Origin of the sequence: Pseudomonas sp. FP198 (assembly GCF_030687895.1) — a bacterium.
Lineage (GTDB): Bacteria > Pseudomonadota > Gammaproteobacteria > Pseudomonadales > Pseudomonadaceae > Aquipseudomonas.
In genome coordinates, this window is sequence record NZ_CP117452.1 from 4315685 (window position 1) to 4339015 (window position 23331).

Annotated in this window: 20 protein-coding genes, 1 pseudogene and 1 riboswitch; of the genes and pseudogenes, 17 read left to right on the forward strand and 4 right to left on the reverse strand. The window is 63.2% G+C overall.

Going from position 1 to position 23331, the window contains the following annotated elements; translation table 11 throughout:
• The first annotated feature begins 26 nt into the window (after positions 1–26).
• Complete coding sequence (locus PSH78_RS19660; protein ID WP_305496219.1) at positions 27–968, forward strand: folate-binding protein YgfZ; 942 nt, start codon at positions 27–29, stop codon at positions 966–968.
• 36 nt (positions 969–1004) lie between these two features.
• Complete coding sequence (locus PSH78_RS19665) at positions 1005–1826, forward strand: HDOD domain-containing protein (protein WP_305496220.1); 822 nt, start codon at positions 1005–1007, stop codon at positions 1824–1826.
• A gap of 90 nt (positions 1827–1916) precedes the next feature.
• On the opposite strand, the gene PSH78_RS19670 is transcribed toward PSH78_RS19665, so the two are convergent.
• Both PSH78_RS19670 and PSH78_RS19675 read right to left on the reverse strand, forming a co-directional pair.
• Entirely contained in the window at positions 1917–3308 is a 1392-nt protein-coding gene (locus tag PSH78_RS19670; RefSeq protein WP_305496221.1) for a sensor histidine kinase, read from the reverse strand.
• Positions 3301–3972, reverse strand: a complete 672-nt coding sequence (locus PSH78_RS19675) for a response regulator (protein WP_305496222.1) — start codon at positions 3970–3972, stop codon at positions 3301–3303. Before PSH78_RS19675 ends, PSH78_RS19670 begins: the two co-directional genes overlap by 8 nt.
• 420 nt (positions 3973–4392) lie before the next feature.
• Between PSH78_RS19675 and PSH78_RS19680 the strand changes: the two genes are divergently transcribed.
• From PSH78_RS19680 to PSH78_RS19695, 4 genes are read left to right on the forward strand one after another with little or no spacing between them, the layout of a single operon-like run.
• Positions 4393–5385: a Bug family tripartite tricarboxylate transporter substrate binding protein gene (locus PSH78_RS19680; RefSeq protein ID WP_370870977.1), complete on the forward strand. Its 993-nt coding sequence runs from the start codon at positions 4393–4395 to the stop codon at positions 5383–5385.
• 55 nt (positions 5386–5440) lie between these two features.
• Positions 5441–5902 carry a tripartite tricarboxylate transporter TctB family protein gene (locus PSH78_RS19685; RefSeq protein ID WP_305496223.1) on the forward strand — a complete coding sequence of 154 codons (462 nt, stop codon included), beginning with the start codon at positions 5441–5443 and terminating at the stop codon, positions 5900–5902.
• Between the two features lies 1 nt (position 5903).
• Positions 5904–7418 (forward strand): tripartite tricarboxylate transporter permease, encoded by a 1515-nt coding sequence (locus tag PSH78_RS19690; RefSeq protein ID WP_305496224.1) that lies wholly within the window; start codon positions 5904–5906, stop codon positions 7416–7418.
• Positions 7411–8454, forward strand: coding sequence for an AbrB family transcriptional regulator (locus PSH78_RS19695; RefSeq protein ID WP_305496225.1), 1044 nt, complete (start codon positions 7411–7413; stop codon positions 8452–8454). Before PSH78_RS19690 ends, PSH78_RS19695 begins: the two co-directional genes overlap by 8 nt.
• Positions 8455–8565: 111 nt before the next feature.
• Here PSH78_RS19695 and ung read toward each other — a convergent pair whose 3' ends face one another.
• A complete protein-coding gene (gene ung / locus PSH78_RS19700) occupies positions 8566–9258 on the reverse strand; it encodes a uracil-DNA glycosylase (protein ID WP_305496226.1) in 693 nt (230 codons plus the stop codon).
• A 131-nt stretch (positions 9259–9389) separates the two neighbouring features.
• Here ung and PSH78_RS19705 point away from each other — a divergent pair, with 131 nt between their 5' ends.
• Complete coding sequence (locus tag PSH78_RS19705) at positions 9390–10502, forward strand: enoyl-CoA hydratase/isomerase family protein (protein WP_305496227.1); 1113 nt, start codon at positions 9390–9392, stop codon at positions 10500–10502.
• A gap of 207 nt (positions 10503–10709) precedes the next feature.
• Here PSH78_RS19705 and PSH78_RS19710 read toward each other — a convergent pair whose 3' ends face one another.
• Positions 10710–11129: a hypothetical protein gene (locus PSH78_RS19710; protein WP_305496228.1), complete on the reverse strand. Its 420-nt coding sequence runs from the start codon at positions 11127–11129 to the stop codon at positions 10710–10712.
• A 307-nt stretch (positions 11130–11436) separates the two neighbouring features.
• Positions 11437–11538: riboswitch (guanidine-I (ykkC/yxkD leader) on the forward strand.
• A gap of 60 nt (positions 11539–11598) precedes the next feature.
• Here PSH78_RS19710 and PSH78_RS19715 point away from each other — a divergent pair.
• From PSH78_RS19715 to PSH78_RS19760, 10 genes and pseudogenes are all read left to right on the forward strand, one after another.
• On the forward strand, positions 11599–12666 hold the full coding sequence (locus PSH78_RS19715) for a putative urea ABC transporter substrate-binding protein (RefSeq protein WP_305496229.1): 1068 nt from the start codon (positions 11599–11601) through the stop codon (positions 12664–12666).
• A gap of 15 nt (positions 12667–12681) precedes the next feature.
• Positions 12682–13497, forward strand: coding sequence for an ABC transporter permease (locus PSH78_RS19720; RefSeq protein ID WP_024616101.1), 816 nt, complete (start codon positions 12682–12684; stop codon positions 13495–13497).
• Positions 13494–14282 carry an ABC transporter ATP-binding protein gene (locus PSH78_RS19725; protein WP_305496230.1) on the forward strand — a complete coding sequence of 263 codons (789 nt, stop codon included), beginning with the start codon at positions 13494–13496 and terminating at the stop codon, positions 14280–14282. The genes PSH78_RS19720 and PSH78_RS19725 overlap by 4 nt, the downstream gene beginning before the upstream one ends.
• 13 nt (positions 14283–14295) lie before the next feature.
• Positions 14296–15021: an urea amidolyase associated protein UAAP1 gene (locus PSH78_RS19730; protein ID WP_305496231.1), complete on the forward strand. Its 726-nt coding sequence runs from the start codon at positions 14296–14298 to the stop codon at positions 15019–15021.
• A gap of 11 nt (positions 15022–15032) precedes the next feature.
• Positions 15033–15674, forward strand: a complete 642-nt coding sequence (locus tag PSH78_RS19735; RefSeq protein ID WP_305496232.1) for an urea amidolyase associated protein UAAP2 — start codon at positions 15033–15035, stop codon at positions 15672–15674.
• A 288-nt stretch (positions 15675–15962) separates the two neighbouring features.
• Positions 15963–19643 carry an urea carboxylase gene (gene uca / locus PSH78_RS19740; RefSeq protein WP_305496233.1) on the forward strand — a complete coding sequence of 1227 codons (3681 nt, stop codon included), beginning with the start codon at positions 15963–15965 and terminating at the stop codon, positions 19641–19643.
• A 22-nt stretch (positions 19644–19665) separates the two neighbouring features.
• The gene (atzF, locus tag PSH78_RS19745) at positions 19666–21444 is read left to right on the forward strand and encodes an allophanate hydrolase (protein ID WP_305496234.1); all 1779 of its coding nucleotides are present in this window, start codon (positions 19666–19668) and stop codon (positions 21442–21444) included.
• A 281-nt stretch (positions 21445–21725) separates the two neighbouring features.
• Positions 21726–22343: pseudogene (locus PSH78_RS19750) on the forward strand (GGDEF domain-containing protein); the annotation flags it as partial.
• Positions 22336–22554: a cysteine-rich CWC family protein gene (locus PSH78_RS19755; protein WP_305496236.1), complete on the forward strand. Its 219-nt coding sequence runs from the start codon at positions 22336–22338 to the stop codon at positions 22552–22554. The pseudogene PSH78_RS19750 and the gene PSH78_RS19755, both read left to right, overlap by 8 nt.
• A gap of 35 nt (positions 22555–22589) precedes the next feature.
• Positions 22590–23282: a pseudouridine synthase gene (locus PSH78_RS19760; protein WP_305496237.1), complete on the forward strand. Its 693-nt coding sequence runs from the start codon at positions 22590–22592 to the stop codon at positions 23280–23282.
• The last annotated feature ends 49 nt before the right edge of the window (positions 23283–23331 follow it).

Sequence of the window (23331 nt, forward strand, 5' to 3'; positions counted from 1 at the left end):
CCAGACTTTTTACCCTGCGATGACCCATGGCTGATTCCGCTTTTTTCTGCACCCTGTCCCACGAAGGCGTTCTCGCGGTCCGCGGCGTGGACGCAAGCAAATTCCTGCAAGGCCAATTGACCTGCAACCTCAACTACCTGAGCGACAGCCGGGCCAGCCTCGGTGCCCGTTGCACCCAGAAGGGCCGGATGCAATCGAGCTTCAGGATCCTGCTTGAAGGCGAAGGCGTGCTCCTGGCAATGGCCGCTGAATTGCTCGAACCGCAACTGGCGGACCTGAAGAAATACGCCGTGTTCTCCAAATCCAAGCTCACCGACGAGAGCGCCGCATGGGTTCGCTTCGGACTGGAAGGCGCCGATGCCACGCTCACCGACCTGGGCCTGGAACTGCCGGTCGATACCGACAGCGTGGTTCGCCATGAATCCCTGATCGCCATCCGCGTCTCTCCAGGCCGCGCCGAGCTCTGGGCTCGCGCCGAACAGGCCGATACGCTGCGCACTCGCCTGGGCGCGAAACTGGCCGAAGGCGACCTCAACCGCTGGCTGCTGGGCCAGGTTCGCGCGGGCATTGGCCAGGTCATGCCGGCTACTCGCGAGCTGTTCATTCCGCAGATGCTCAACCTGCAGGCCGTAGGCGGCGTGAGTTTCAAGAAAGGCTGCTACACCGGCCAGGAAATCGTCGCGCGCATGCAGTACCTCGGCAAGCTCAAGCGCCGGCTCTATCGCCTGCAGCTGGAGGCAGGCGAGCTGCCAGAGCCGGGCACTCCGTTGTTCTCCCCCACTCACGGCAGTTCCATCGGCGAAGTGGTCATTGCTGCCCGCGCCGAACAAAACATTGAACTGCTGGCGGTATTGCAGGCCGAAGCAGCGGAAGATGGCAATTTGCACCTCGGGGCTTTGGAAGGACCCGCGCTACAATTGCTGGACTTGCCTTACGAACTGGACCGCGACCGCGAAATCCAGCGTTGATCGCAACATTTTGTCGCAACACCCTAGAGAACCGAAATGAGCGATTTGGCGAATAAGGTCCAGCGGGATTTGGTGGCGGCCATCGATAATGATGACCTGGTCCTGCCAACATTACCGGAAGTGGCCATGCAGATTCGCCGGGCCGCCGAAGACCCGGAAATCAGCGTCAGCAACCTGAGCAAAGTGATTGGTCGTGACACCGCCCTCTCGGCGCGCCTGATAAAAGTAGTCAACAGCCCCCTGCTGCGTGCCACCCAGGAAGTAACGGACCTGCACACGGCCATCACGCGGTTGGGGGTCAACTACAGCAGCAACCTGGCGATCGGGCTGGTCATGGAGCAGATATTCCATGCTCGCTCCGAAGTGGTTGAGCAAAAGATGCGGGAAGTCTGGCGCAAGAGCCTGGAGATCGCCGGCGTCAGCTATGCATTATGTCGCAGCTACACGCATCTCAAGCCCGATCAGGCGGCGCTGGGTGGACTGGTCCATCAGATCGGCGTGCTGCCGATCCTGACGTACGCCGAAGACAACAATGAGTTGCTGTCGGACCCGGTCAGCCTCAATCACGTCATCGAGACGATCCATCCCGTGCTGGGGGACAAGCTGCTCAGTGTCTGGGAGTTTCCGGAACGGTTGGTGAAGTTGCCGGGGCTGTACCTGGATTTCACCCGAGACTCGAAGCAACTCGATTATGTCGACCTGGTGCAGGTTGCCGCGCTGTACTGCTACAAGGATGCCGACCATCCGCTGAGCAGGATTGACGCGTTCGGGGTTCCGGCGATCAGGAAGCTGGGCATCGACCTGGACAACAAGGACCGCTGCGCGGATATCGAAGAAGCTCGGTCGATGTTTTATTGAGCAGGCCGGCCAATGAAAGAGCCGGGGCCTGAACCTGTGGCGAGGGGATTTATCCCCGCTGCCCCTCGCCACAACAGCGTTCGACTGAGCTCATTCGGAGCCAGGAGCAAAACTCACCCGCACCTTCAACCCGCCCTCCTGCCCATCATGCAGGGTGATCTGCGCCAGGTGCGCACGGCAGATTTCTCCGACAATTGCCAACCCCAATCCCGAGCCGGCCACTTGCTGGTTGCGCCGATAGAAACGCTCGAATACCCGTTCCCGCTCAGTCTCGGGAATGCCTGGGCCGTCATCCTCGACTTCCAGTACCGCCGGCGCGGTGACCCGCAGGATCACGTTACCGCCCGAGGGGGTATGGGCCAGGGCGTTGTCCACCAGGTTGCTCAACAGCTCGTTGAGCAAAGTCGGCTCGCCCCGTAACCAGACGGGTTCATCGGCTTCCAGGGCCAACGCAACCCCACGGGCATGGGCCAGTGGCGCCATGGCCATGCCCAATTCTCGGGCGAGCTGGCTCAGGTCGAGCAATTGTGCGCCGCCTTCGGCAATTGCCCGCGCGCCGTTCTCCACCCGCGCCAGCGACAGCAGTTGATTCGCCAGATGGGTCAAGCGGTCAGTGCCCTGGGCGGCGGTTTCCAGGGTTTCGCGCCAGGTCGACGGCTCGCTGGCACGCAAGCCCAGCTCCAGGCGCGCCTTGAGCGCCGCGAGTGGCGTGCGCAGCTCATGGGCGGCATCGGCGATAAATTGCGCCTGGCGTTCGAACTGGCCGCGCAGCCGTTCGGTGAAATGATTGAGCGCGCGCACCAACGGCCACAATTCGTGCTGGACTTCCACCAGCGGCAACGGCCGCAAATCGTCCGGTTGGCGCTCCTCCACCGCCGTGCGCAAGCGTTCCAGCGGGCGCAACGCCGCGCTGACCGCGAACCACACCAGCAACAGCGCGCCCACCGCCAGCATGCCCAGCCGCAACAAGGTATCGGCCATCAAGCTGCGGGCCATGCTGACCCGCGCCTCTTCGGTTTCCGCCACGCGGATTTCCGCCATGCCGTTCATTTCGGGTTCGCTCACGGCCTTGAGCAAGCTCACCACGCGCACATTCTGCCCTTGGTAACTGGCGTTGTAGAAACGTGCCAGCGCCGGGTAATCGTCGGTGCGCGGCGTACCGGGCGGCGGCCCGGGAAGATTCTCGTAGCCGGAGATCAGCTTCTGGTGAATGTCGTTGACTTGATAATAGATACGTCCGGCACTGTCATAGGCGAAGGTGTCCAGAGCTACATAAGGTACGTCCGCGCTGAGGGTACCGTCGCGCTGCGAAAGACCGGCGGCGATGGTTCGGGCCGACGCCAGCAGCGTCCGGTCGTAGGCCGTATCGGCGGCTTCACGGCCATTCCAGTAGGCGCTCAGGCCACTGGCGAGCATCAGTACCACGAGCAACGAAGCAAGGTTGCGAAGTAGCCGCCAGCGCAGGCTGTCGGGCTTATGCATCGCGGTTTTCCAACAGATAGCCCAGGCCGCGGAACGTCACGATCGCCACCGCATGGCCGTCGAGCTTCTTGCGCAGGCGATGGACATAGATTTCGATGGCGTCGGGGCTGGCCTCTTCGTCGAGGCCGAACACCTGCGCCGCCAGCTGTTCTTTGCTCATCACCCGCCCGGGCCGGGCGATCAACGCTTCCAGGACAGCCTGCTCGCGAGAGGTCAGGGTCATCAGTTCCTCGTCGAGGGTAAAGCGCCGGGTGTCCAGGTCATAGACCAGTCCACCACAGCGCTGCTGCCGCTCGCCACCCAGTACGCTACGGCGCAGCAGTGCCTTTACCCGCGCCTCAAGCTCGGTGAGTTCGAAAGGTTTGGCCAGGTAATCGTCGGCGCCGAGGTTCAGGCCATGGACCCGATCCTTGACGTCGCTGCGAGCGGTCAGCATCAGCACCGGCAACGTCTTGCCCCGCGCCCGCAAGCGCGCCAGCACCTCGAAGCCGTCCATGCGTGGCAGCCCGACGTCAAGGACCGCCACCGCGTATTCCTCGCTGCTCAAGGCCAGGTCGGCGGCCACCCCGTCGTGCAGCACATCCACCGTCAACCCCGTGCTCTTGAGGGCCTGGGCGACACTTTCGGCGAGCTGCAGATGGTCTTCGACGAGCAGGACACGCATGGAGTTTTCCTCGATTCAGGGATGGTCGGGGCCATTCTTTGGCGCGGAGTTTACAGCCGCATTCGCCACTGTGAAGCTCAAAATCATCCTGACAGCTATTGAAAGGTTAGCGAAAGGTTGGGCCGCTAGAGTCGCTCCACGGACAGTTTCGACTGCCGGTCGCGAAACACCTCGCGAAACGAAAAACGCCTCGAAGCGTTTTCGCCGAATAAAAACAATAAGCGGAGTATTCATCATGCTGTCCATACAGCTTCTGGCTTCAACGCCCACCCGCCATTCCTGCCCCAACCAGACTACCCTTGCCTGTGCCGCTGCGCAGACCGAACTGCCGCGTCTTTGAAACGCGTTTGCGGGTCTGCGCCGTACAGCGCTGCGAAGCCTGATTTGAAACACAAAACAACAACTCCTGTGGAGACAAAAATGAACCTAGCACTGCGTAAAGTAGCCCTAGCCGTCGGATGCCTGATGTTCGCCGGGCCAACGCTCGCCGCCGATCCAGCCAAGGAGCCAAAGCGCCCCGAATGCATCGCCCCCGCCGCTCCAGGTGGTGGTTTCGACCTGACCTGCAAACTGGCGCAAAGTGCGCTGGTCAACGAAAAACTGCTGACCAAGCCGATGCGCGTCACCTACATGCCCGGCGGTGTCGGCGCGGTGGCCTACAACGCAGTCGTCGCACAACGCCCGGCCGACGCCGGCACGCTGGTGGCCTGGTCCAGTGGCTCGTTGCTGAACCTGGCGCAAGGCAAGTTTGGCCGTTTTGACGAAACCAATGTGCGCTGGCTCGCGGCCGTGGGCACCAGTTATGGCGCCATCGCTGTGAAAAGCGACTCGCCCTACAAAAACCTCGACGATCTGGTACAGGCGCTGAAGAAAGATCCGGGCTCGGTGGTGATCGGTTCCGGCGGTACCGTCGGCAGCCAGGACTGGATGCAGACCGCTTTGATTGCCAAGGCTGCCGGCATCGACCCGCGCAAACTGCGCTACGTAGCCCTTGAAGGCGGCGGTGAAATCGCGACCGCCCTGCTCGGCGGCCATATCCAGGTGGGCAGTACCGACATCTCCGACTCCATGCCACACATCCAGAGCGGCGACATGCGTCTGCTGGCGGTGTTCTCTGATAAACGCCTGGACGAGCCGGAGATGAAAGACATCCCGACCGCCGTGGAACAAGGCTACGACATCCGTTGGCCGGTAGTACGTGGCTTCTACCTGGGCCCGAAGGTCACCGATGCAGAATACGAATGGTGGAAAAATGCCTTCGACAAGCTGCTGGCCTCCGAAGAGTTCGCCAAGCTGCGCGACCAACGTGAACTGTTCCCGTTCGCCATGACCGGTCCGGAGCTGGACGCCTACGTGAAGAAGCAAGTGGCCGACTACAAGATGCTGGCCAAAGAATTCGGCCTGATCCAGTAATCGCCTCTGTTCTCGCGGCGGCACCGGCACAGTCGGCGCCGCCCAGGAGTTAGTCATGCTCGTCATCCAACGTATTATTGCCGCGGTGCTGCTGCTGGCCTGCATCGGCCTGGCACTGATGGCCTGGCCTTATCAGGCAGCCTTTTCCTATGAACCGGTTGGCCCGCGTGCCTTTCCCCTGCTGATACTCGGGCTGATGGGGCTGGCGCTGCTGTACATGCTGTTTCGTCCCACGCCCGTCGTGCACAGCGAAGACGATCCGCACCTGGACCGTGAAACCCTGCAGAAGATCGGTATCTGCGTGGCGCTGCTACTGGTGTTCGCCGGGACCTTCGAGCCCTTGGGATTCATCCTCGCCAGCATTCTGATCGGCGTGCCGATGGCACGTCTGTACGGCGGCCGCTGGGTGCCGAGCGTGGTGATCATCAGCCTCATGGCCATTGGTCTTTATCTGTTGTTCGACAAGCTGATGGACGTGCCGCTGCCCCTGGGCCTGCTCGGCGTCCTGGAGAATTGATATGGATACCCTGAATTATCTCGGCCAGGGTTTTGGCGTTGCGCTGACGCCGTACAACCTCGTCACCGCGTTGAGCGGCACGCTGATCGGTACCGTGGTCGGCCTGCTGCCGGGCCTGGGGCCGATCAACGGCGTGGCGCTGCTGATCCCGATTGCCTTCGCCCTGGGACTGCCGCCGGAGTCGGCGCTGATCCTGTTGGCGGCGGTGTACCTGGGCTGCGAATACGGCGGACGCATCAGCTCGATCCTGCTCAACATCCCGGGTGAAGCGTCTACCGTGATGACTACCCTGGACGGCTACCCGATGGCCCGCCAAGGCCTGGCCGGGGTGGCGTTGTCGCTGTCGGCGTGGAGTTCGTTCATCGGCGCGCTCATCGCTACCTGCGGCATGGTGTTATTTGCGCCGCTGCTGGCCAAATGGGCGATCGCCTTCGGACCGGCGGAATATTTCGTCCTGATGGTGTTCGCCATTGTCTGCCTCGGCGGCATGGCCGGCGACCGACCGCTCAAGACCTTCATCGCTGCGCTGATCGGGCTTTTCCTGTCTTGCGTCGGCATCGATGCGAACAGCGGCGTGTACCGTTTTACCGGTGACAACATCCATTTGACCGATGGCATCCAGTTCGTCGTGCTGGTGCTGGGCCTGTTCTCCATCAGCGAAATCCTGTTGCTGCTGGAAAAAACCCATCGCGGCCAGGAAGCGGTGAAAGCCACCGGGCGGATGATGTTCAACTTCAAGGAAGCGGCCTCGGTGTTCTGGGTGAACATCCGCTGCGGCGTGCTCGGTTTCATCATGGGCGTATTGCCTGGCGCGGGCGCAACCCTGGCCAGTGCCGTGGCCTACATGACCGAAAAACGCATGGCGGGCGCCAGTGGGACGTTCGGCCAGGGCGACAAGCGCGGCCTCGCGGCCCCGGAAACCGCCATCGGCGGCGCGGCTTGCGGTGCGCTGGTGCCAATGCTGACCCTCGGCGTCCCAGGTTCGGGCACCACGGCGGTGATGATCGGCGCGCTGTCGCTGTATAACATCACGCCCGGCCCGCTGCTGTTCCAGCAACAGCCGGACATCGTCTGGGGTCTGATCGCCTCGTTGTTCGTCGCCAACGTCATGCTGGTGATCCTCAACATTCCGATGATCCGTATTTTCACCCGCATCCTGGCTGTGCCGAACTGGGCACTGGTGCCGGTCATCGCGATCATCACCGGGATCGGCGTCTACGCGGTGCACGCCACAACGTTCGACCTGTTCCTGATGATCGGCATCGGCATCTTCGGCTACATCCTGCGCAAGCTGGAGTTTCCACTGTCACCGGTGCTGCTGGGCTTCATCCTTGGCGGTCTGATGGAGCAGAACCTGCGTCGTGCATTGTCGATTTCCAATGGCGCGTTGGAAATCCTCTGGTCCAGCCCGATCACCTTCGGCTGCTGGGTCCTGACGGCAATCATGTTGTTCCTGCCGCTGCTGCGGATCTGGCGTCGTCGCAGTGCCCAGCGTCGTGCCCTGGCCAATGTCTGAGGCGACAACTTTCAGACAATGGTGGGGAACACCGCTGGTCGGCCTGGCCGGCGGTTATCTGGCCAGCCTGATCGGCTGGCCCTTGCCCTGGATGGTCGGCTCGCTGTTGGCGATCATCCTGGTGCGCTGTCTCAGTCCCTGGCAACTGATGGAAATCCCCGGCGGCCGCAAATGCGGCCAATGGGTGGTGGGCATCGGTATCGGCCTGCACTTCACGCCGGTGGTGATGGAACAAGTCCTCAGCCACTTCGGCCTGATCTTCTTCGGCGCGCTGATCACCAGCGTGTCCAGCATCGTCAGTGTCTGGCTGATGCGCCGCACCGGCGAAGACCGCGCCACGGCCTTTTTCTCCAGCATGCCGGGCGGTTCCGGCGAGATGGTCAACCTCGGCGCCCGCAATGGCGCGATGCTCAGCCATGTTGCCGCGGGCCAGAGCCTGCGTGTGCTGGTGGTGGTGTTGTGCGTGCCGGCCGCCTTCAAGTATCTGCTCGGTGACGGCACGCCAGTGCAACACGCCGCGGCGGTGGACTGGTTGTGGCTGGCGGTTCTGTTTCCGGCGGGTGCCCTGCTCGCCTGGATCTGGGAGCGCTTGCGCCAACCCAATCCATGGCTGTTCGGGCCCTTGTTGGTCAGCGCGGCGGTTAGTATCGGCTGGGATTTGCACATCGGCCTGCCCGATGGCGGCAGCCAGATCGGCCAATGGCTGATCGGCAGCGGCCTGGGTTGTCATTTCAACCGGCAGTTCTTCCGCCGCGCACCCTCGTTCATGGGCCGCACCTTGATCGGCACGGTGCTGACCATGCTGATCGCCACCCTTGCCGCCTTGGGCCTGAGCACCTTGACCCACCTGGACTTGCGTTCGCTGACCCTGGGCATGATGCCCGGCGGTATCGCCGAAATGAGCCTGACGGCGGAGACGCTGCAACTGTCGGTGCCATTGGTGACGGCGCTGCAGGTGATGCGGCTGTTGTTCGTGCTGTTTCTGGCGGAGCCGTTGTTCAGGTATTGGGTTCGCAGGCCGGATCCGGACTTGTAGACCGAGTTGTGCTCTTCGCGAGCAGGCTCGCTCCCACATCGGGATTTGTGTTTGTCCTCAACCCCCTGTGGGAGCGAGCCTGCTCGCGAAGGGGCCCTTATTGCCAACCACCTAAACCGGCGGCAATCGCCAATCGATCGGCTGCTCGCCATGCTGCTGGAGAAACTTGTTGGTCCGGCTGAAATGCCCGCAGCCGATAAAGCCCCGATGGGCTGACAGCGGCGACGGGTGGACCGAGGTCAACACCAGATGTTTGGTCGCATCGATCAGCTTCTGCTTGCTCTGGGCATGAGCGCCCCACAGCAGGAATACCAGGTGCGGCTGGTGTTCGCTGACCACTTCGATGACCTTGTCGGTAAAGTGCTGCCAGCCTTTTTTAGCGTGGGCATTGGCATTGGCGCGCTCCACGGTCAACGTCGTGTTGAGCAACAACACACCCTGGTCGGCCCAGCTCTGCAGATAGCCATGGTTGGGGATATCGATGTTCAGGTCGCGCTTCAATTCCTTGTAGATGTTCACCAGCGACGGCGGCGTCGGCACGCCCGGCTGCACCGAAAAGCACAAGCCATGGGCCTGGCCCGGGCCGTGGTATGGGTCCTGGCCGAGGATCACCACCTTGACCTTGTCCAGCGGCGTGGAATTGAGTGCATTAAAAATCAGCGGGGCCGGCGGATAGATTTCCTTGCCGGCGGCGTATTCACTGCGCAGGAACTCGCGCAACTCCGCCATGTACGGCTGGTCGAACTCGGCACGCAGTGCCTGCTTCCAGCTGGGTTCGAGTTTGATACGGTCGTCAGCGGTCATGGTTGCACCCGGTAGAAACAATGGGCGCACCCTAGGAAAGCCTACAGGGCTTGTCAATTGATCTGACGTCAATCCGGCACTTTCCCCCACAGCAGTCATACTGATCATTCAATTTTCCGATCGAGGTCACGATGAATCTGCACTTCGAAGAACTGACCGGCATCAACGGGGCGCGCCTGGGCGTCGCCACCCTGGATGCTGAAAAATCCTTGAACGCCCTTTCCCTGCCGATGATCAACGCCCTGCGCGATCGCCTCGACGCCTGGGCCCGGGAACCGCAGATTGTCTGTGTGCTGTTGCGCGGCAACGGTGCCAAGGCGTTCTGCGCCGGTGGCGAGGTGCGCAGCCTGGTCGAAGCGTGTCGCGCCCACCCCGGCGAAGTGCCGCCGCTGGCGGCGCAGTTTTTCGCCGCCGAATACCGGTTGGACTTCAACCTGCACACGTATCCGAAACCGTTGATCTGCTGGGGGCATGGCTATGTACTCGGCGGCGGCATGGGCCTGCTGCAAGGCGCCAGCACGCGAATCGTCACGCCGAGCAGTCGCCTGGCGATGCCGGAAATCAGCATCGGCTTGTATCCGGACGTCGGCGCCAGTTGGTTCCTGTCGCGCCTGCCGGGCAAGCTTGGCCTGTTCCTGGGCCTGACCGGCGCCCACATGAACGCCAGGGATGCCATCGACCTGGGTCTGGCCGATCGCTTTCTACTCGATGAGCAACAGGACGACCTGATCGAAGGTCTGTTGCAGCTCAACTGGCAGGAACAGACCGAGATGCAGCTCAACAGCCTGCTCAAGGCCCTGCAGCAAGAAGCTCTGCCGCAACAGCCCGAAGCCCAGTGGTTGCCGCGTCGGCAGCAAATCGATGAGTGGCTGGATGTCAGCGACGTGCGCTGCGCCTGGAAAGCCCTGAGCCTGCTGGTGGATCATCCGGACCCATTGATCGCCCGGGCCGCCAGGACCATGGCCGAAGGCTCGCCGCTGACGGCGCACCTGGTCTGGCAGCAGATCAGCCGCGCCCGCCATTTGTCATTGGCCGGTGTGTTCCGCATGGAATACACCCTGAGCCTCAACTGCTGCCGCCATCCGGAATTCAGCGAAGGCGTGCGGGCGCGGTTGATCGACAAGGACCACAAGCCCCGCTGGCATTGGCCGGATATCAATCATGTGCCGCAAGCGGCGGTCGAGGCGCATTTCCACAAGGTGTGGGAGGGGCGGCATCCGTTGGCGGATTTGTCCAATGAGTAACGGACGCGCCTTTGGTAAGGCATACCTTTGGCGGGGACCTGCCCTGTGGGAGCGAGCCTGCTCGCGATGGCGTCGGCCCTGACAGCAATGTTGTGTGAGGCATACCGCCTTCGCGAGCAGGCTCGCTCCCACAAGGGCTAGAGGATCAGGGTTATGGCAGGCACAAAAAAAGCGGCGCTCAATGCGCCGCTTTTTGCTGCCGATCCGTCAGCGATGACCGCCCCGTCCGTCATGACCACGTCCATCATGGCCACGTCCCCGATGATCATGGCCACGGTCACGTCCGCCCCGGCCGCGACGGTCGTCATTCCAGCCGCCCCGGTCCCGGCCGTCCCAACCGCCTCGATGCGGATAGGGGCGATACGCCGCTCGCGGTGGCGAGTAATAGCGTGGGCCATGCTGGTAGTAGCGTGGAGCCGAGTAATAACGCGGCGCCGGCTGGTAGTACCGTGGTGGTGCGTAATAGCCACGCGGTGCCGAGTAGTAACTTCCACCGCCGCTGTAATAGACCGGCGCCGGTGAGGTGTAGACCTCGGAACGGTAGTAGCTGGAGCCTCCGTCGGAGTAAGGCACGCAGGCCGAAAGAGTCAAACCGAGAAACGCAATGAGCAGCAGTCGTCGATACATGGCGGCCTCCTGGACCGCGGATGGGCCACATCAGCGACGCTGACGGGCGGCAGTCATCTATTGGGGTGACTGACGATTAATCTGACAGCGAAATCGGAATCTGGTGCGACGTTGCAATAACTCGAAACATGTAGCCTTTTGCTTCATTGCGGTGCGCCACGGCACCACAACAACGCATGAATCCGCTTGAGGTCCGCGCCTTCCTGGCATGCGGTCGCTCTGGGCCGGGGCTTGCGCGTACTTGGCACGGCTCTCGCTTTAACGAACCTTGTGCAGGAGTCATCACAGGTTCGCGGCACCACAATTTGCAATGGCTGACTAGGGTTCCGGCTCGCCTCTGGCGAGTGGCTGGTCCGAGAGTTGGCGACCTCCAGTTGAGGTTACACGGCGGGACAAAAGCCCGGGAGACAAGCCACCGTTCGCGGTGCCGCGTTGCTCCTGTCCGCCCTTGATCAACTGGAGAACCACCATGCTCAAGCTTCGTCTGTCCTCCCTGCTCTTCGCCGCGCTTGCGGCCTTCGCGAGCCTTCCGTCCCACGCCGCGCCCAAGGACCATTTCAGCGTCTGCTGGACCATCTACGCCGGCTGGATGCCCTGGGAATACGCCGGCAGCCAGGGCATCGTCGACAAATGGGCGAAGAAGTACGGCATCACCATCGATGTCGTGCAGCTCAACGACTACGTCGAATCGATCAACCAGTACACCGCCGGTCAGTTCGATGGCTGCACCATGACCAACATGGATGCCCTGACCATTCCCGCCGCTGGCGGCGTGGACAGCACCGCACTGATCGTCAGTGACTTCTCCAACGGCAACGACGGTATCGTCCTCAAGGGCGAGGGCAAGAAAGTCGCCGACCTCAAGGGCATGGACGTCAATCTGGTGGAATTGTCGGTGTCTCACTACCTCTTGGCTCGGGCCCTGGACTCGGTCGGCCTCGCCGAGAAAGACCTGAAAGTCGTCAACACCTCCGACGCCGATATTTCTGCCGCCTTCAACACCGACCAGGTCAAGGCCGTCACCACCTGGAACCCGATGCTCTCGGACATCAAGGCCCAGCCGGGTGTCAGCGAAATATTCAACTCCAGCCAGATTCCCGGCGAAATCATGGACATGATGGTGGTCAACACTCAGACGCTCAAAGACAACCCGGCCCTGGGCAAGGCACTGACCGGCGCCTGGTTCGAAGTGGTGGCGCTGATGAACGCCAGGAACGCAGCCGCCAATGCCGCGCTGGAACACATGGCCAAGGCGTCGGGCACCGACCTCAAGGGTTTCCAGGCGCAACTGGACACCACCCGGTTGTTTGCCACCCCCAAGGAAGCCCTCGCCTTCGCCACCAGCGAACAACTGCCCGCCACCCTGCGCAAGGTCGCCGAGTTCTCGTTCCGCCACGGTCTGCTGGGTGAAGGCGCCAAGGATGCCGACGCAGTGGGCATGGCGTTCGCCAATGGCGTGACCCAGGGCGACAAAACCAACCTCAAGCTGCGCTTCGACCCCACCTACGTGCAACTGGCCGCCGACGCCAAGTTGTAGGACCGGAGGACTGGCATGCGCCTGATCAACCGCTACCCGGATCGCCCCAGCCGCTTGTTGCTGGTGATCCTGCCATTTGCGCTGGTGCTGTTTGCCTACTTCATGGGCTCGGCGGAACGGCTCACGGACAACCCCAACGACAAGCTGCTGCCCAGCGCCGTGCAAATGGCCGATGCGGTCAAACGCCTGGCCTTCACCGCCGACGCTCGCAGCGGCGATTACCTGCTCTGGCAGGACACCGCGTCGAGTCTGCGCCGGTTGGCGATCGGCCTCGGCATCAGCGCCCTGGCCGGGCTGTGCCTGGGCATTGCCGCCGGCACGCTGCCGCTGTTCGGCGCGCCGTTGTCGCCCCTGCTCACCGTGGTGTCGATGGTGCCGCCCTTGGCGATCCTGCCGATCCTGTTCATCGTCTTCGGCCTGGGGGAGTTATCGAAAGTGATGCTGATCGTCATCGGCATCACCCCGTGCCTGGCCCGCGACCTGGAGCAGCGTGCCCGGGAAATTCCGCCTGAGCTGTTGATCAAGGCCCAGACGCTGGGGGCCTCCACCTGGACCCTGATGTTGCGGGTGGTGCTGCCGCAATTGCTGCCGCGCCTGTTGATTTCCCTGCGGCTGATGCTGGGTTCGGCCTGGCTGTTCCTGATCGCTGCCGAAGCCATCGCTTCCACCGATGGCCTGGGCTATCGGATTTTCCTCGTGCGTCGTTACCTGGCGATGGATGTGATCCTGCCCTACGTGGTGTGGATCACCCTGCTCGCCTGGCTGATGGATTGGGGCCTCAAGCGCCTGACCCGCCGAGCATTTCCCTGGTACGAGGGGGCGAAGGCATGAGCTTCATTACCGTAAACAACGTCTGGCAGCAGTATGCCGATCAAGTGGTGCTCGAGCGCTTGAACCTGAGCGTTGCCGAGGGTGAGTTCTGCACCCTGGTGGGTGCCTCGGGTTGCGGCAAGTCGACGTTCCTGCGACTGCTGCTGGGCCAGGAACGCGCCAGTCGCGGCCAGATCCTGCTGGACGGCGAGCCTTTGGCGGGCGAGCCGGATGCCAGCCGTGGAGTGGTGTTCCAGCGTTACTCGGTATTCCCGCACCTGACGGTACTGGACAACGTCGCCCTCGGCCTGGAATTGCCGCGCTTGCCGCTGCTGGGGCGTCTGTTCGGCGGCGCCAAACGCCAGGCCCGCGAAGACTCCGCGCAACTGCTGGACAAAGTCGGCCTCGGCCACGCGCTGGACAAATACCCCGCGCAGCTCTCCGGCGGCATGCAGCAACGGCTGGCCATCGCCCAGGCGCTGATCATGAAGCCGCGGGTGTTGTTGCTGGACGAACCCTTCGGCGCCCTCGACCCCGGCATTCGCAAAGACATGCATGCCCTGCTGCTGGAGCTCTGGCGGGAAACCCGGCTGACCGTGTTCATGGTGACCCATGACCTGTCCGAAGGTTTCAGCCTTGGCACGCGCCTGCTGGTGTTCGACAAGGTTCGCGTCGATCCACACGCCCCTGGCGCCTATGGCGCACGCATCACCTACGACATCCCATTGAACAGCGACCGCCGCACCGCCCGTGCCGCCGTCGACGCCCTGCCCGCCGAACTGGCCGGCACGTTGCGTATCGCTTGAAAGGAGAAATTCCATGACCGATTCGATCCAGCTGTTTCCCCCCTTCGCCGAAGAACTGCTGCCCGGTGGTGGCCATCGCTCGTTCGTCCTCAAGCGCGGCCAACTGCTGCGCCTGATCGATGTGCGCGGCGGCGCCAACGTGAGCCTTACCTTGCTCAATGCCAACGAAAAAACCGAGCGCCTGAACCTGCCGGACAGTCTGAAATGCCAACACACCGCCAAGCTCACCGCTGGCCACTGCCTGTACTCGGACATGGGCCGGGTATTGGCGGCAATCACTGCGGATACCTGTGGCTGGAGCGATAGTTTTGGCGGCGTGCTCTGCGCCGAGGAAGTCGCTGAAAAATATGGTCAGGGCCGTTACCAGGAACTGCGCAACGGCTTCTTCCGCAACGGCACCGACAACCTGTTGGTAGAACTGGGCAAATGGGGGTTGGGTCTGTCCGACCTGCTGATGACCCTCAACCTGTTCAGCCGGGTCGATGTCGACGAGGCCGGCCACTTCCACTTCGTGGAGGGCAACTCCAAGGCCGGTGACTACATCGAGCTATACGCACCGATGGACACCCTGATGGTGCTGACCGCCCTGCAACACCCGATGGACCCGAACCCGCTATACGCGCCGCAGCCGCTCAAACTCAGCTGGATGAACGCCAACCCCAGCGTCGCCGAACACTGCCGCCAATCGCGCCCGGAAAACCAGCGCGGCTTCATCAACACCGACCGCCTGTTCGCCTGAGGATCGTCGCCATGTCACTCGCCATTGCCGCTGCACACAAGCAACCCGAGACCGCCGTCTACCGCGCCACAATTCCCGCCGGCGAACCCTGGCTGACCGAGGTCAAGGCCGGCCAGACCCTGCGCATCCTCGACCTGGAAGGCAACCAGGCGGTCGATACGTTGTTCTACAGCCTGGCCAACCCCAAGGAACGCTACGACGTGCAACGCACACTGCGCCGGCAGAACAGCGTCTACCTGAGCACCGGCAGCGTGCTGTATTCCAACCTCGGCCGCCCGATGCTGACCATCGTCGAGGACACCTGCGGGCGCCACGACACCCTCGGCGGCGCCTGCGCGCAGGAAAGCAACACCGTGCGCTACGCCTTGGAAAAACGCTACATGCACAGCTGCCGCGACAACTACCTGCGGGCCTGCGCCCACGACGGTCGACTGGGCAAGGGCGACATCGGACCGAACATCAATTTCTTCATGAACGTGCCGGTGACCGCCGACGGCGGCCTGACTTTCGAAGACGGGATCTCGGCGCCGGGCAAATACGTCGACCTGCGGGCCGAGATCGATGTGATCGTGTTGATTTCCAACTGCCCGCAACTGAACAACCCGTGCAACGCCTACAACCCCACCCCTGCGGAGCTGCTGATATGGAACTGAAACTCGTGCGCCTGCGCCGCTGGCTGTTCGCGCTGTGCCAGAGCCGGTCGGGGCAGTGCATCAGATAGCGCCCTGACCCCCTGTGGGAGCGAGCCTGCTCGCGAAGGCGTCGGATCAGTCAGCCTTCATGCGACTGTTGTACCGTTTTCGCGAGCAGGCTCGCTCCCACAGAGGTTGTGTGGTGTTCGATGGTATTCGCCGACGGGGACGACCCCGTCGGCCATCAAAAACTGCGGGACGGCCCGCATCCCGATTCAGGCTGACATTGCGGCCTGAGGGGTAAATGCCATGTTCGAAAAAATCCTGATTGCCAACCGTGGCGCCATCGCCTGCCGCATCCTGCGGACCTTGCGCGAGCTGGACGTCAAAGGCGTCGCGGTTTACTCCCAGGCCGACGAAGCCAGCCTGCACATCCTCCAGGCCGACGAAGCCCACTGCCTGGGCGAAGGCGCGGCGGCGGGCACCTACCTGGCGGTGGACAAACTCCTGGCGATCGCCCAAGACAGCGGCGCGACCGCGATCCATCCCGGCTACGGTTTTCTCTCGGAAAATGCCGCTTTCGCCGAAGCTTGCGAGGCCGCCAACATTGCCTTCATCGGCCCGACACCGGAGCAGTTGCGAGTGTTCGGTCTCAAGCACACCGCACGCGCCCTGGCTCGCCAGCACGGCGTACCCCTGCTCGAAGGCACCGAACTGCTCGACAGCCTGGATGCCGCGCTACTGGCCGGCGCGCAGGTCGGCTACCCGGTCATGCTGAAAAGCACGGCGGGCGGCGGCGGAATCGGCATGCGCGTATGCCGCAGCGCCGCTGAATTGAGCGAGTCCTTCGAAGCGGTCAAGCGCCTCGGGCAGAACAATTTCAGCGACGCCGGCGTGTTCATCGAGAAGTACATCGAACGGGCGCGGCACCTTGAGGTTCAAGTGTTCGGCGACGGCCAGGGCCAGGTGATCGCCCTGGGCGTGCGCGACTGCTCGGTGCAGCGGCGCAACCAGAAAGTCATCGAAGAAACCCCGGCGCCCAACCTGCCCGAAGGCATGGCCGACGCGCTTTGCGCGGCCGCGATCAAGCTGGCCCGGGCGGTCGACTACCGCAGCGCCGGCACCGTGGAGTTTGTCTATGACAGTGAGGCCGGACGCTTCTATTTCCTGGAAGTGAACACGCGCCTGCAAGTGGAGCATGGCGTCACCGAGCAGGTATGGGGCGTGGACCTGGTGCGCTGGATGGTGCAATTGGCCGCCGGTGAACTGCCGCCACTGAGCGAACTGAGCCAAGGGCTGAAAGCCGAGGGCCACGCGATCCAGGCGCGCCTGTATGCCGAGGATCCAGGCCGGGATTTCCAGCCGAGCCCTGGGCTGCTGACCGCGGTGGAATTTGCGCAGGCCAACGGCAAGGAACTGCGCATTGACACCTGGGTCGAGGCCGGTTGTCAGATCCCGCCGTACTTCGATCCGATGATCGCCAAAGTCATTCGCTGGGCGCCGACCCGCGAGCAGGCACGCCTGGGCCTGCATCAAGCGCTGGACGAAAGCCTGCTCTACGGCGTCGAAACCAACCGCGTCTACCTGCAACAGATCCTGCTCGACGCGCCCTTCGCCAATGGCCAGCCCTGGACCCGCTGCCTGGAGACCCTGGCCTACCGCGCCAACACCGTCGAAGTGCTCAGCCCCGGCACTCAGACCAGCGTTCAGGATTACCCCGGTCGCCTCGGTTATTGGGCGGTGGGCGTGCCGCCGTCGGGGCCAATGGACAGCCGTTCGTTGCGCCTGGGCAATCGCCTGCTGGGCAACGAGGAAGGTGCGGCGGCCTTGGAAATCACCATGAGCGGGCCGCTGCTGCGCTTCAACTGCGCTGCGCGAGTGGCGGTCACCGGCGCAGAAATCGCCCTGACGCTGGACGGCAAAACGGTGCCGATGGACACCCCGCTGTCGATCGGTGCAGGGTCCACCCTCGCCATCGGCACGATTATTGGCGCCGGGGCGCGGAGTTATCTGTGTGTGCGTGGCGGCTTGCAGGTACCGGATTACCTGGGCAGCAAAAGCACCTTCACCCTCGGCCAGTTCGGCGGCCACGGCGGGCGAGCATTGTGCACCGGCGACGTGCTGCACCTGGCTGCGTTGGATGAGCACGTCGTGATGCCGTCGATCCAAGAGCCGCCCCTGGTGTTGCCAGCCGTGCGGCAGATCCGGGTGATCTACGGTCCCCACGGCGCGCCGGAATATTTCACCGAGCGCTACATCCAGACGTTCTTCGACACCGCGTGGGAAGTGCATTTCAACTCCAGCCGAACCGGCGTGCGGCTGATCGGGCCGAAGCCGGAATGGGTCCGTGCCGACGGCGGCGAAGCGGGCCTGCACCCTTCCAATATCCATGACAACCCGTACGCCATCGGCGCGGTGGACTTCACCGGCGACATGCCGGTCATCCTCGGCCCCGACGGCCCCAGCCTCGGGGGCTTCGTCTGCCCGGTGACGGTGATCGAGGCGGACCTGTGGCAACTGGGACAGCTCAAGGCGGGGGACAAGGTGCGGTTTGTGCCGGTGGAGCTGAAGACTGCCCGCGCATTGGCAATGGATTTCTCCCGTGGCGAGGGAGCTTGCTCCCGCTCGAGTGCGCAGCGCTCGCCAGACAATATTCCTGGCGCTGAAAATTTGGGGCCGCTGCGCGACCCAGCGCGAGCAAGCTCGCTCGCCACAGGGTTGGGGATTACACAGACATTGATGTCGCCTGTGGTGTTGGACATCGGCCAGGACGACACCCGCCTGGTCGCGCGGCTGTCCGGCGACACCCATCTGCTGCTTGAAATCGGCGCTCCCGAACTGGACCTGGTGCTGCGTTTTCGCGCCCACGCCTTGATGCAGGCCTTGGAGCAAAAGCACCTGCAAGGGGTGATCGACCTGACGCCGGGTATTCGCTCGCTGCAAGTGCATTACCAGCCCGAGCAATTACCCCTGGCCGATCTGCTGGCCATCATCGCCGGCGAGTGGGACGCCGTGTGCGCCGCGCAAGACTTGCAGGTGCCGTCGCGTATCGTCCATCTGCCGCTGTCCTGGGACGATCCGGCGTGCCAGCTGGCGATCGAAAAGTACATGACCACCGTGCGCAAGGACGCGCCCTGGTGCCCAAGCAACCTGGAGTTCATCCGGCGCATCAACGACCTGCCCAACCTCGACGAAGTACAACGCACGGTGTTCGATGCCAGCTATCTGGTGATGGGCCTCGGCGATGTCTACCTTGGCGCGCCGGTCGCCACGCCGCTGGACCCGCGGCACCGGCTGGTGACCACCAAATACAACCCGGCGCGCACCTGGACCGCGGAAAATTCGGTGGGCATCGGCGGCGCCTATCTGTGCGTGTACGGCATGGAAGGCCCCGGCGGCTATCAGTTCGTCGGCCGCACGTTGCAGATGTGGAATCGTTATCGGGACGTCGCCGCATTTGACGGCAAGCCCTGGCTGCTGCGCTTCTTCGACCAGATCCGCTTCTACCCGGTCAGCGCCGATGAACTGCTGCGCATCCGTCGGGATTTCCCGTTGGGCCGCTTCGACCTGGCGATCGAACACAGCCAACTCAACCTCGCTGATTACCAGCGCTTCCTGGCCAGGGAAGCGGACAGCATCGACGCGTTCCGCGAGCAGCAACAAGGCGCCTTCGGTGCCGAGCGCGAGCGCTGGATCGCCAGCGGCCAGGCGCATTTCGACAGCGAAGAACCGGCAACCGCGCCGAGCGAAGATTCAGTGCTGGACGAGGGCGAACTGAGCGTCGACAGCCACATCGCCGGCAACCTCTGGCAGGTCCAGGTGGAGGTGGGTGCGCGGGTCGTCGCGGGTGACGTGCTGGTGATTCTGGAGTCCATGAAAATGGAAATCCCGGTGCTTGCGCCGATCACCGGAGTGGTCCGCGAAGTGCGCGTCCAGCCCGGTTCAGCGGTGCGCGCCGGGCAACGCGTGGTGGTGCTGGAACGTGACTGAACTCAATCAAAGGATTAACGCCATGAACCTCTCTCTGCGCCTGGACAACCTGCGCGACGCCTACCGCAAAGGTGAAACGACGCCGCGTCAGCTGCTGTTGGCCCTGCGGGAAAAAGCCGCTGCGCTCAACCCGGACTATCACCTGTTCATCCACCTGCTGTCGCCCGAGGAACTCGAACCTTACCTTTCGGCACTGGAAAACCGCGACCTGGAAAGCCTGCCGTTGTATGGCGTGCCATTCGCGATCAAGGACAACATTGACCTGGCTGGCATTCCCACCACCGCCGCCTGCCCGGCGTTTGCCTACGTGCCGCAACGTTCGGCAAGCATCGTCGAGCAATTGCTGGCGCTGGGTGCGGTTCCTGTTGGCAAGACCAACCTCGACCAGTTCGCCACTGGCCTCAACGGCACCCGCACGCCCTACGGGGCTTGCCGCAACAGCGTGCTGGCCGACTACCCGGCGGGCGGCTCCAGCGCCGGCTCGCCGCTGGCGGTGGCCCTGGGCGTGGCCAGCTTTGCCCTGGGCACCGACACCGCCGGCTCCGGCCGCGTGCCTGCGGCGCTGAACAATCTGGTGGGGTTGAAAGCCACCAAGGGCCTGATCTCCACCGCTGGCGTGGTGCCGGCCTGCCGTACGCTGGACTGCGTGACCACATTCACCGCGACGGCGCGCGAAGCCAGCCAGCTGTTGGCATTGACTGCGCGTCTCGACCCGCGCGACGAATACAGCCGCCCCAACCCGCAATGGAACGACGGTGCGGCGTTCGGCGCGCCACGACGTTTTCGCTTCGGCGTGCCCCGTCGGCAAGACCTGGAATTTTTCGACTGCGACGAAGGCCCACGGCTGTTCGCCGATGCCATCGAGCGCCTCGAACGCCTGGGCGGCGAAGCGGTCGAGCTGGACTTGTCACCCTTCCTGGAAGCGGCACGCCTGCTCTATGAGGGGCCGTGGGTTGCCGAGCGCTACAGCGTGGCCGGAGAACTGATGGAACGCGAACCCGACGCGGTACTGCCGGTGATCCGCGCCGTGCTGGCGCAAGCGCCGACAGTGACCGGTGTGGAAACCTTCCGCGCCCAGTACCGTTTGCAGGCGCTCAAGGCCCAATGCGACCGCGCGATGGACGCGCTCGATTGCGTCCTCACCCCAACCATCGGTCGCCCGGTGACGCTCGCCGAACTCGCCGCCGAACCGCTCCTGCGCAATTCGCAACTGGGTTACTACACCAACTTCATGAACCTGCTGGACTACGCCGCCGTGGCCGTTCCCAGCGCATTCATGGCCAACGGTTTGCCTTGGGGCGTGACGCTGTTCGGCCGCGCCTTCACCGATCAGTACCTGCTGAGCGTGGCCGACGCCTTGCAGCGCCAGCAAGCGCCTGATCTGCCAGTGCCTGCCAACCCGGCGCGCCATGATCGGGCACGGTTGGTCGTGTGCGGCGCGCACCTGGATGGGCTGGCGTTGAACTGGCAGCTCAAGCAACGTGGCGCCCGCCTGATCGAGGCGACCCGAAGCTCAGCGGATTATCGCCTCTACGCCTTGGCCGGCGGCCCGCCACTGCGCCCTGGCATGCTTCGGGTCGGCGAGGGAGGCGTGGCGATCGAAGTGGAAGTCTGGGAACTGCCAAGCAGCGAGTTGGGCTCGTTCCTCACCGGTATCCCGGCACCGCTGGGGCTGGGTAAGGTGCAACTGGCCGACGGACGCTGGGAAAGCGGCTTCATTTGCGAGCCGTATGGTCTGGACGGCGCGCAGGACATCAGTCATCTGGGCGGATGGCGGGCTTATCTAGGTACCCGTCAATAAACAGCACCCTGTGGCGAGGGGATTTATCCCCGCTGGGCGGCGCGACGTTTCGCTAAATCCCCTCGCCACGATCTTGCAAAGCTGTAAATCCGAATGCCTTTTCTTACAGGGCCACTAAACTGATTCCATCGGGTCACTCCAAGGGAATCGCCATGTCGCTTCGTTCGCCGTTGTATTCCCAGCGCTCGCCGGTGCTGATCCTGGCCATTTTGCTCGGCGCCGGCTTCCTGGTGACGTCGCTGCTGGGTTACTACGCCGCCAACACATCGCTGCGGGACAACGTGCTCAAGACGCTGTATTTCAATCTGCTGATCGGCCTGCTGGTGACGGTGGCCGCGCTCGTGGTGCTGCATCGGCTGATGGTCAGCTACCAGCGGCGGATCGATGCCCAAGCGATTCTTGACGGCCTCACCGAGCTGCCCAATCGGCGGGGCTTCGACCTGCTGGCGGTACAGGCCCTGCACGAAGCCCAACGCGAGCCCAGGCCACTGAGCGCGCTGTTGCTGGAGGTGGATGACTTCAAGCGACTGGACGCCAACCACGGCCACGTCGCCTGCGATCAATTGCTGACGGGTTTCGCTCGCGACCTGACCGATACACTGCGCCATTCAGACATTGTCTGCCGCTGGAGCGCCGATGCTTTCGTCCTGCTGCTCAAGGACACCGATGGACAGAACGCTCTGAAAATCGCCGAGAAAATTCGCCAGCGCATCGAACAACAACGCTACTTTTGCAGCGGCAAGCAATTGCGGATCACCATCAGCATCGGCCTGACCACCCTGCAGGACAAAGACTCCTTGCACAGCCTGCTGTCCCGGGCCGATCATGCGCTGCAACGCGCCCGACAGACCGGAAGCAACCGAACCTGCGTGGAAATGCCTCATTCCAGTTATGAATAAACCCGATCTCTGCCCGGCGTGCGGCGCCACCAACGACTGCAGCCTGGCCAACCCGAAAACCATCGACCATGCCTGCTGGTGCTACGGCGTGAGCATCGACCCGGCGGTGCTGGAAAATTTGCCGGCCGAGCTGCGCAACCAATCCTGCCTGTGCCCGCGATGCGCCCGGGTCGATGACCAGTTGCGCGCCAAGCATCAACCGATCGCGTAAGATGCCCGCCCCCAGCTTACCTGCCCGAACTGCCCATGCGCGTTGACCGTTTCCTCAGTAACCTGCCGCGTTTCAACCGCCAACAGGTCCGCCTGCTGCTGGTGGAACGGCGCGTGCGGATCGACGGCCAGACCGTCAACGATCCACAGGCACAGGTGCGTGAATTCAGCCGCGTCGAAGTCGACGGCGAAGTGTTGCAAGCAGGCCGGCCGGCGCGTTACTTCATGCTGCACAAGCCGCCCGGCTGCGTCAGTGCCACCCGCGATCCGCAGCACCGCACCGTCCTCGATCTGCTGGACGAACCGGACAAGGACGACTTGCACATCGCCGGTCGCCTGGACTTCAACACCACCGGGCTGATGCTGATCACCAACGACGGCAGCTGGTCGCGGCGCCTGACCCAGCCGCAGACCAAACTGCCGAAGGTCTACTACGTCGAGACCGAGCAAACCATTACCGCCGAGTACGCCTTCACGTTTGCCCAAGGCCTGTACTTCGCCTTCGAAGACCTCACCACCCAACCGGCGCAATTGACCCGACTGGGGCCGACATCCGCGCGCCTGAGCATCGTTGAAGGCCGTTATCATCAGGTCAAGCGCATGTTTGGTCACTTCAATAACAAGGTGCTGCGCCTGCACCGTGAAAGCATGGGTCCGCTGCAGCTGGACGCTCATCTCGCACCGGGCCAATACCGCGCCTTGAGCCCTGAAGAAGTTGGCCTGATCTGAGCCGGATGACCGCTGGGCAGATGTGTCGGACAATTTTCAAAGAGCACTT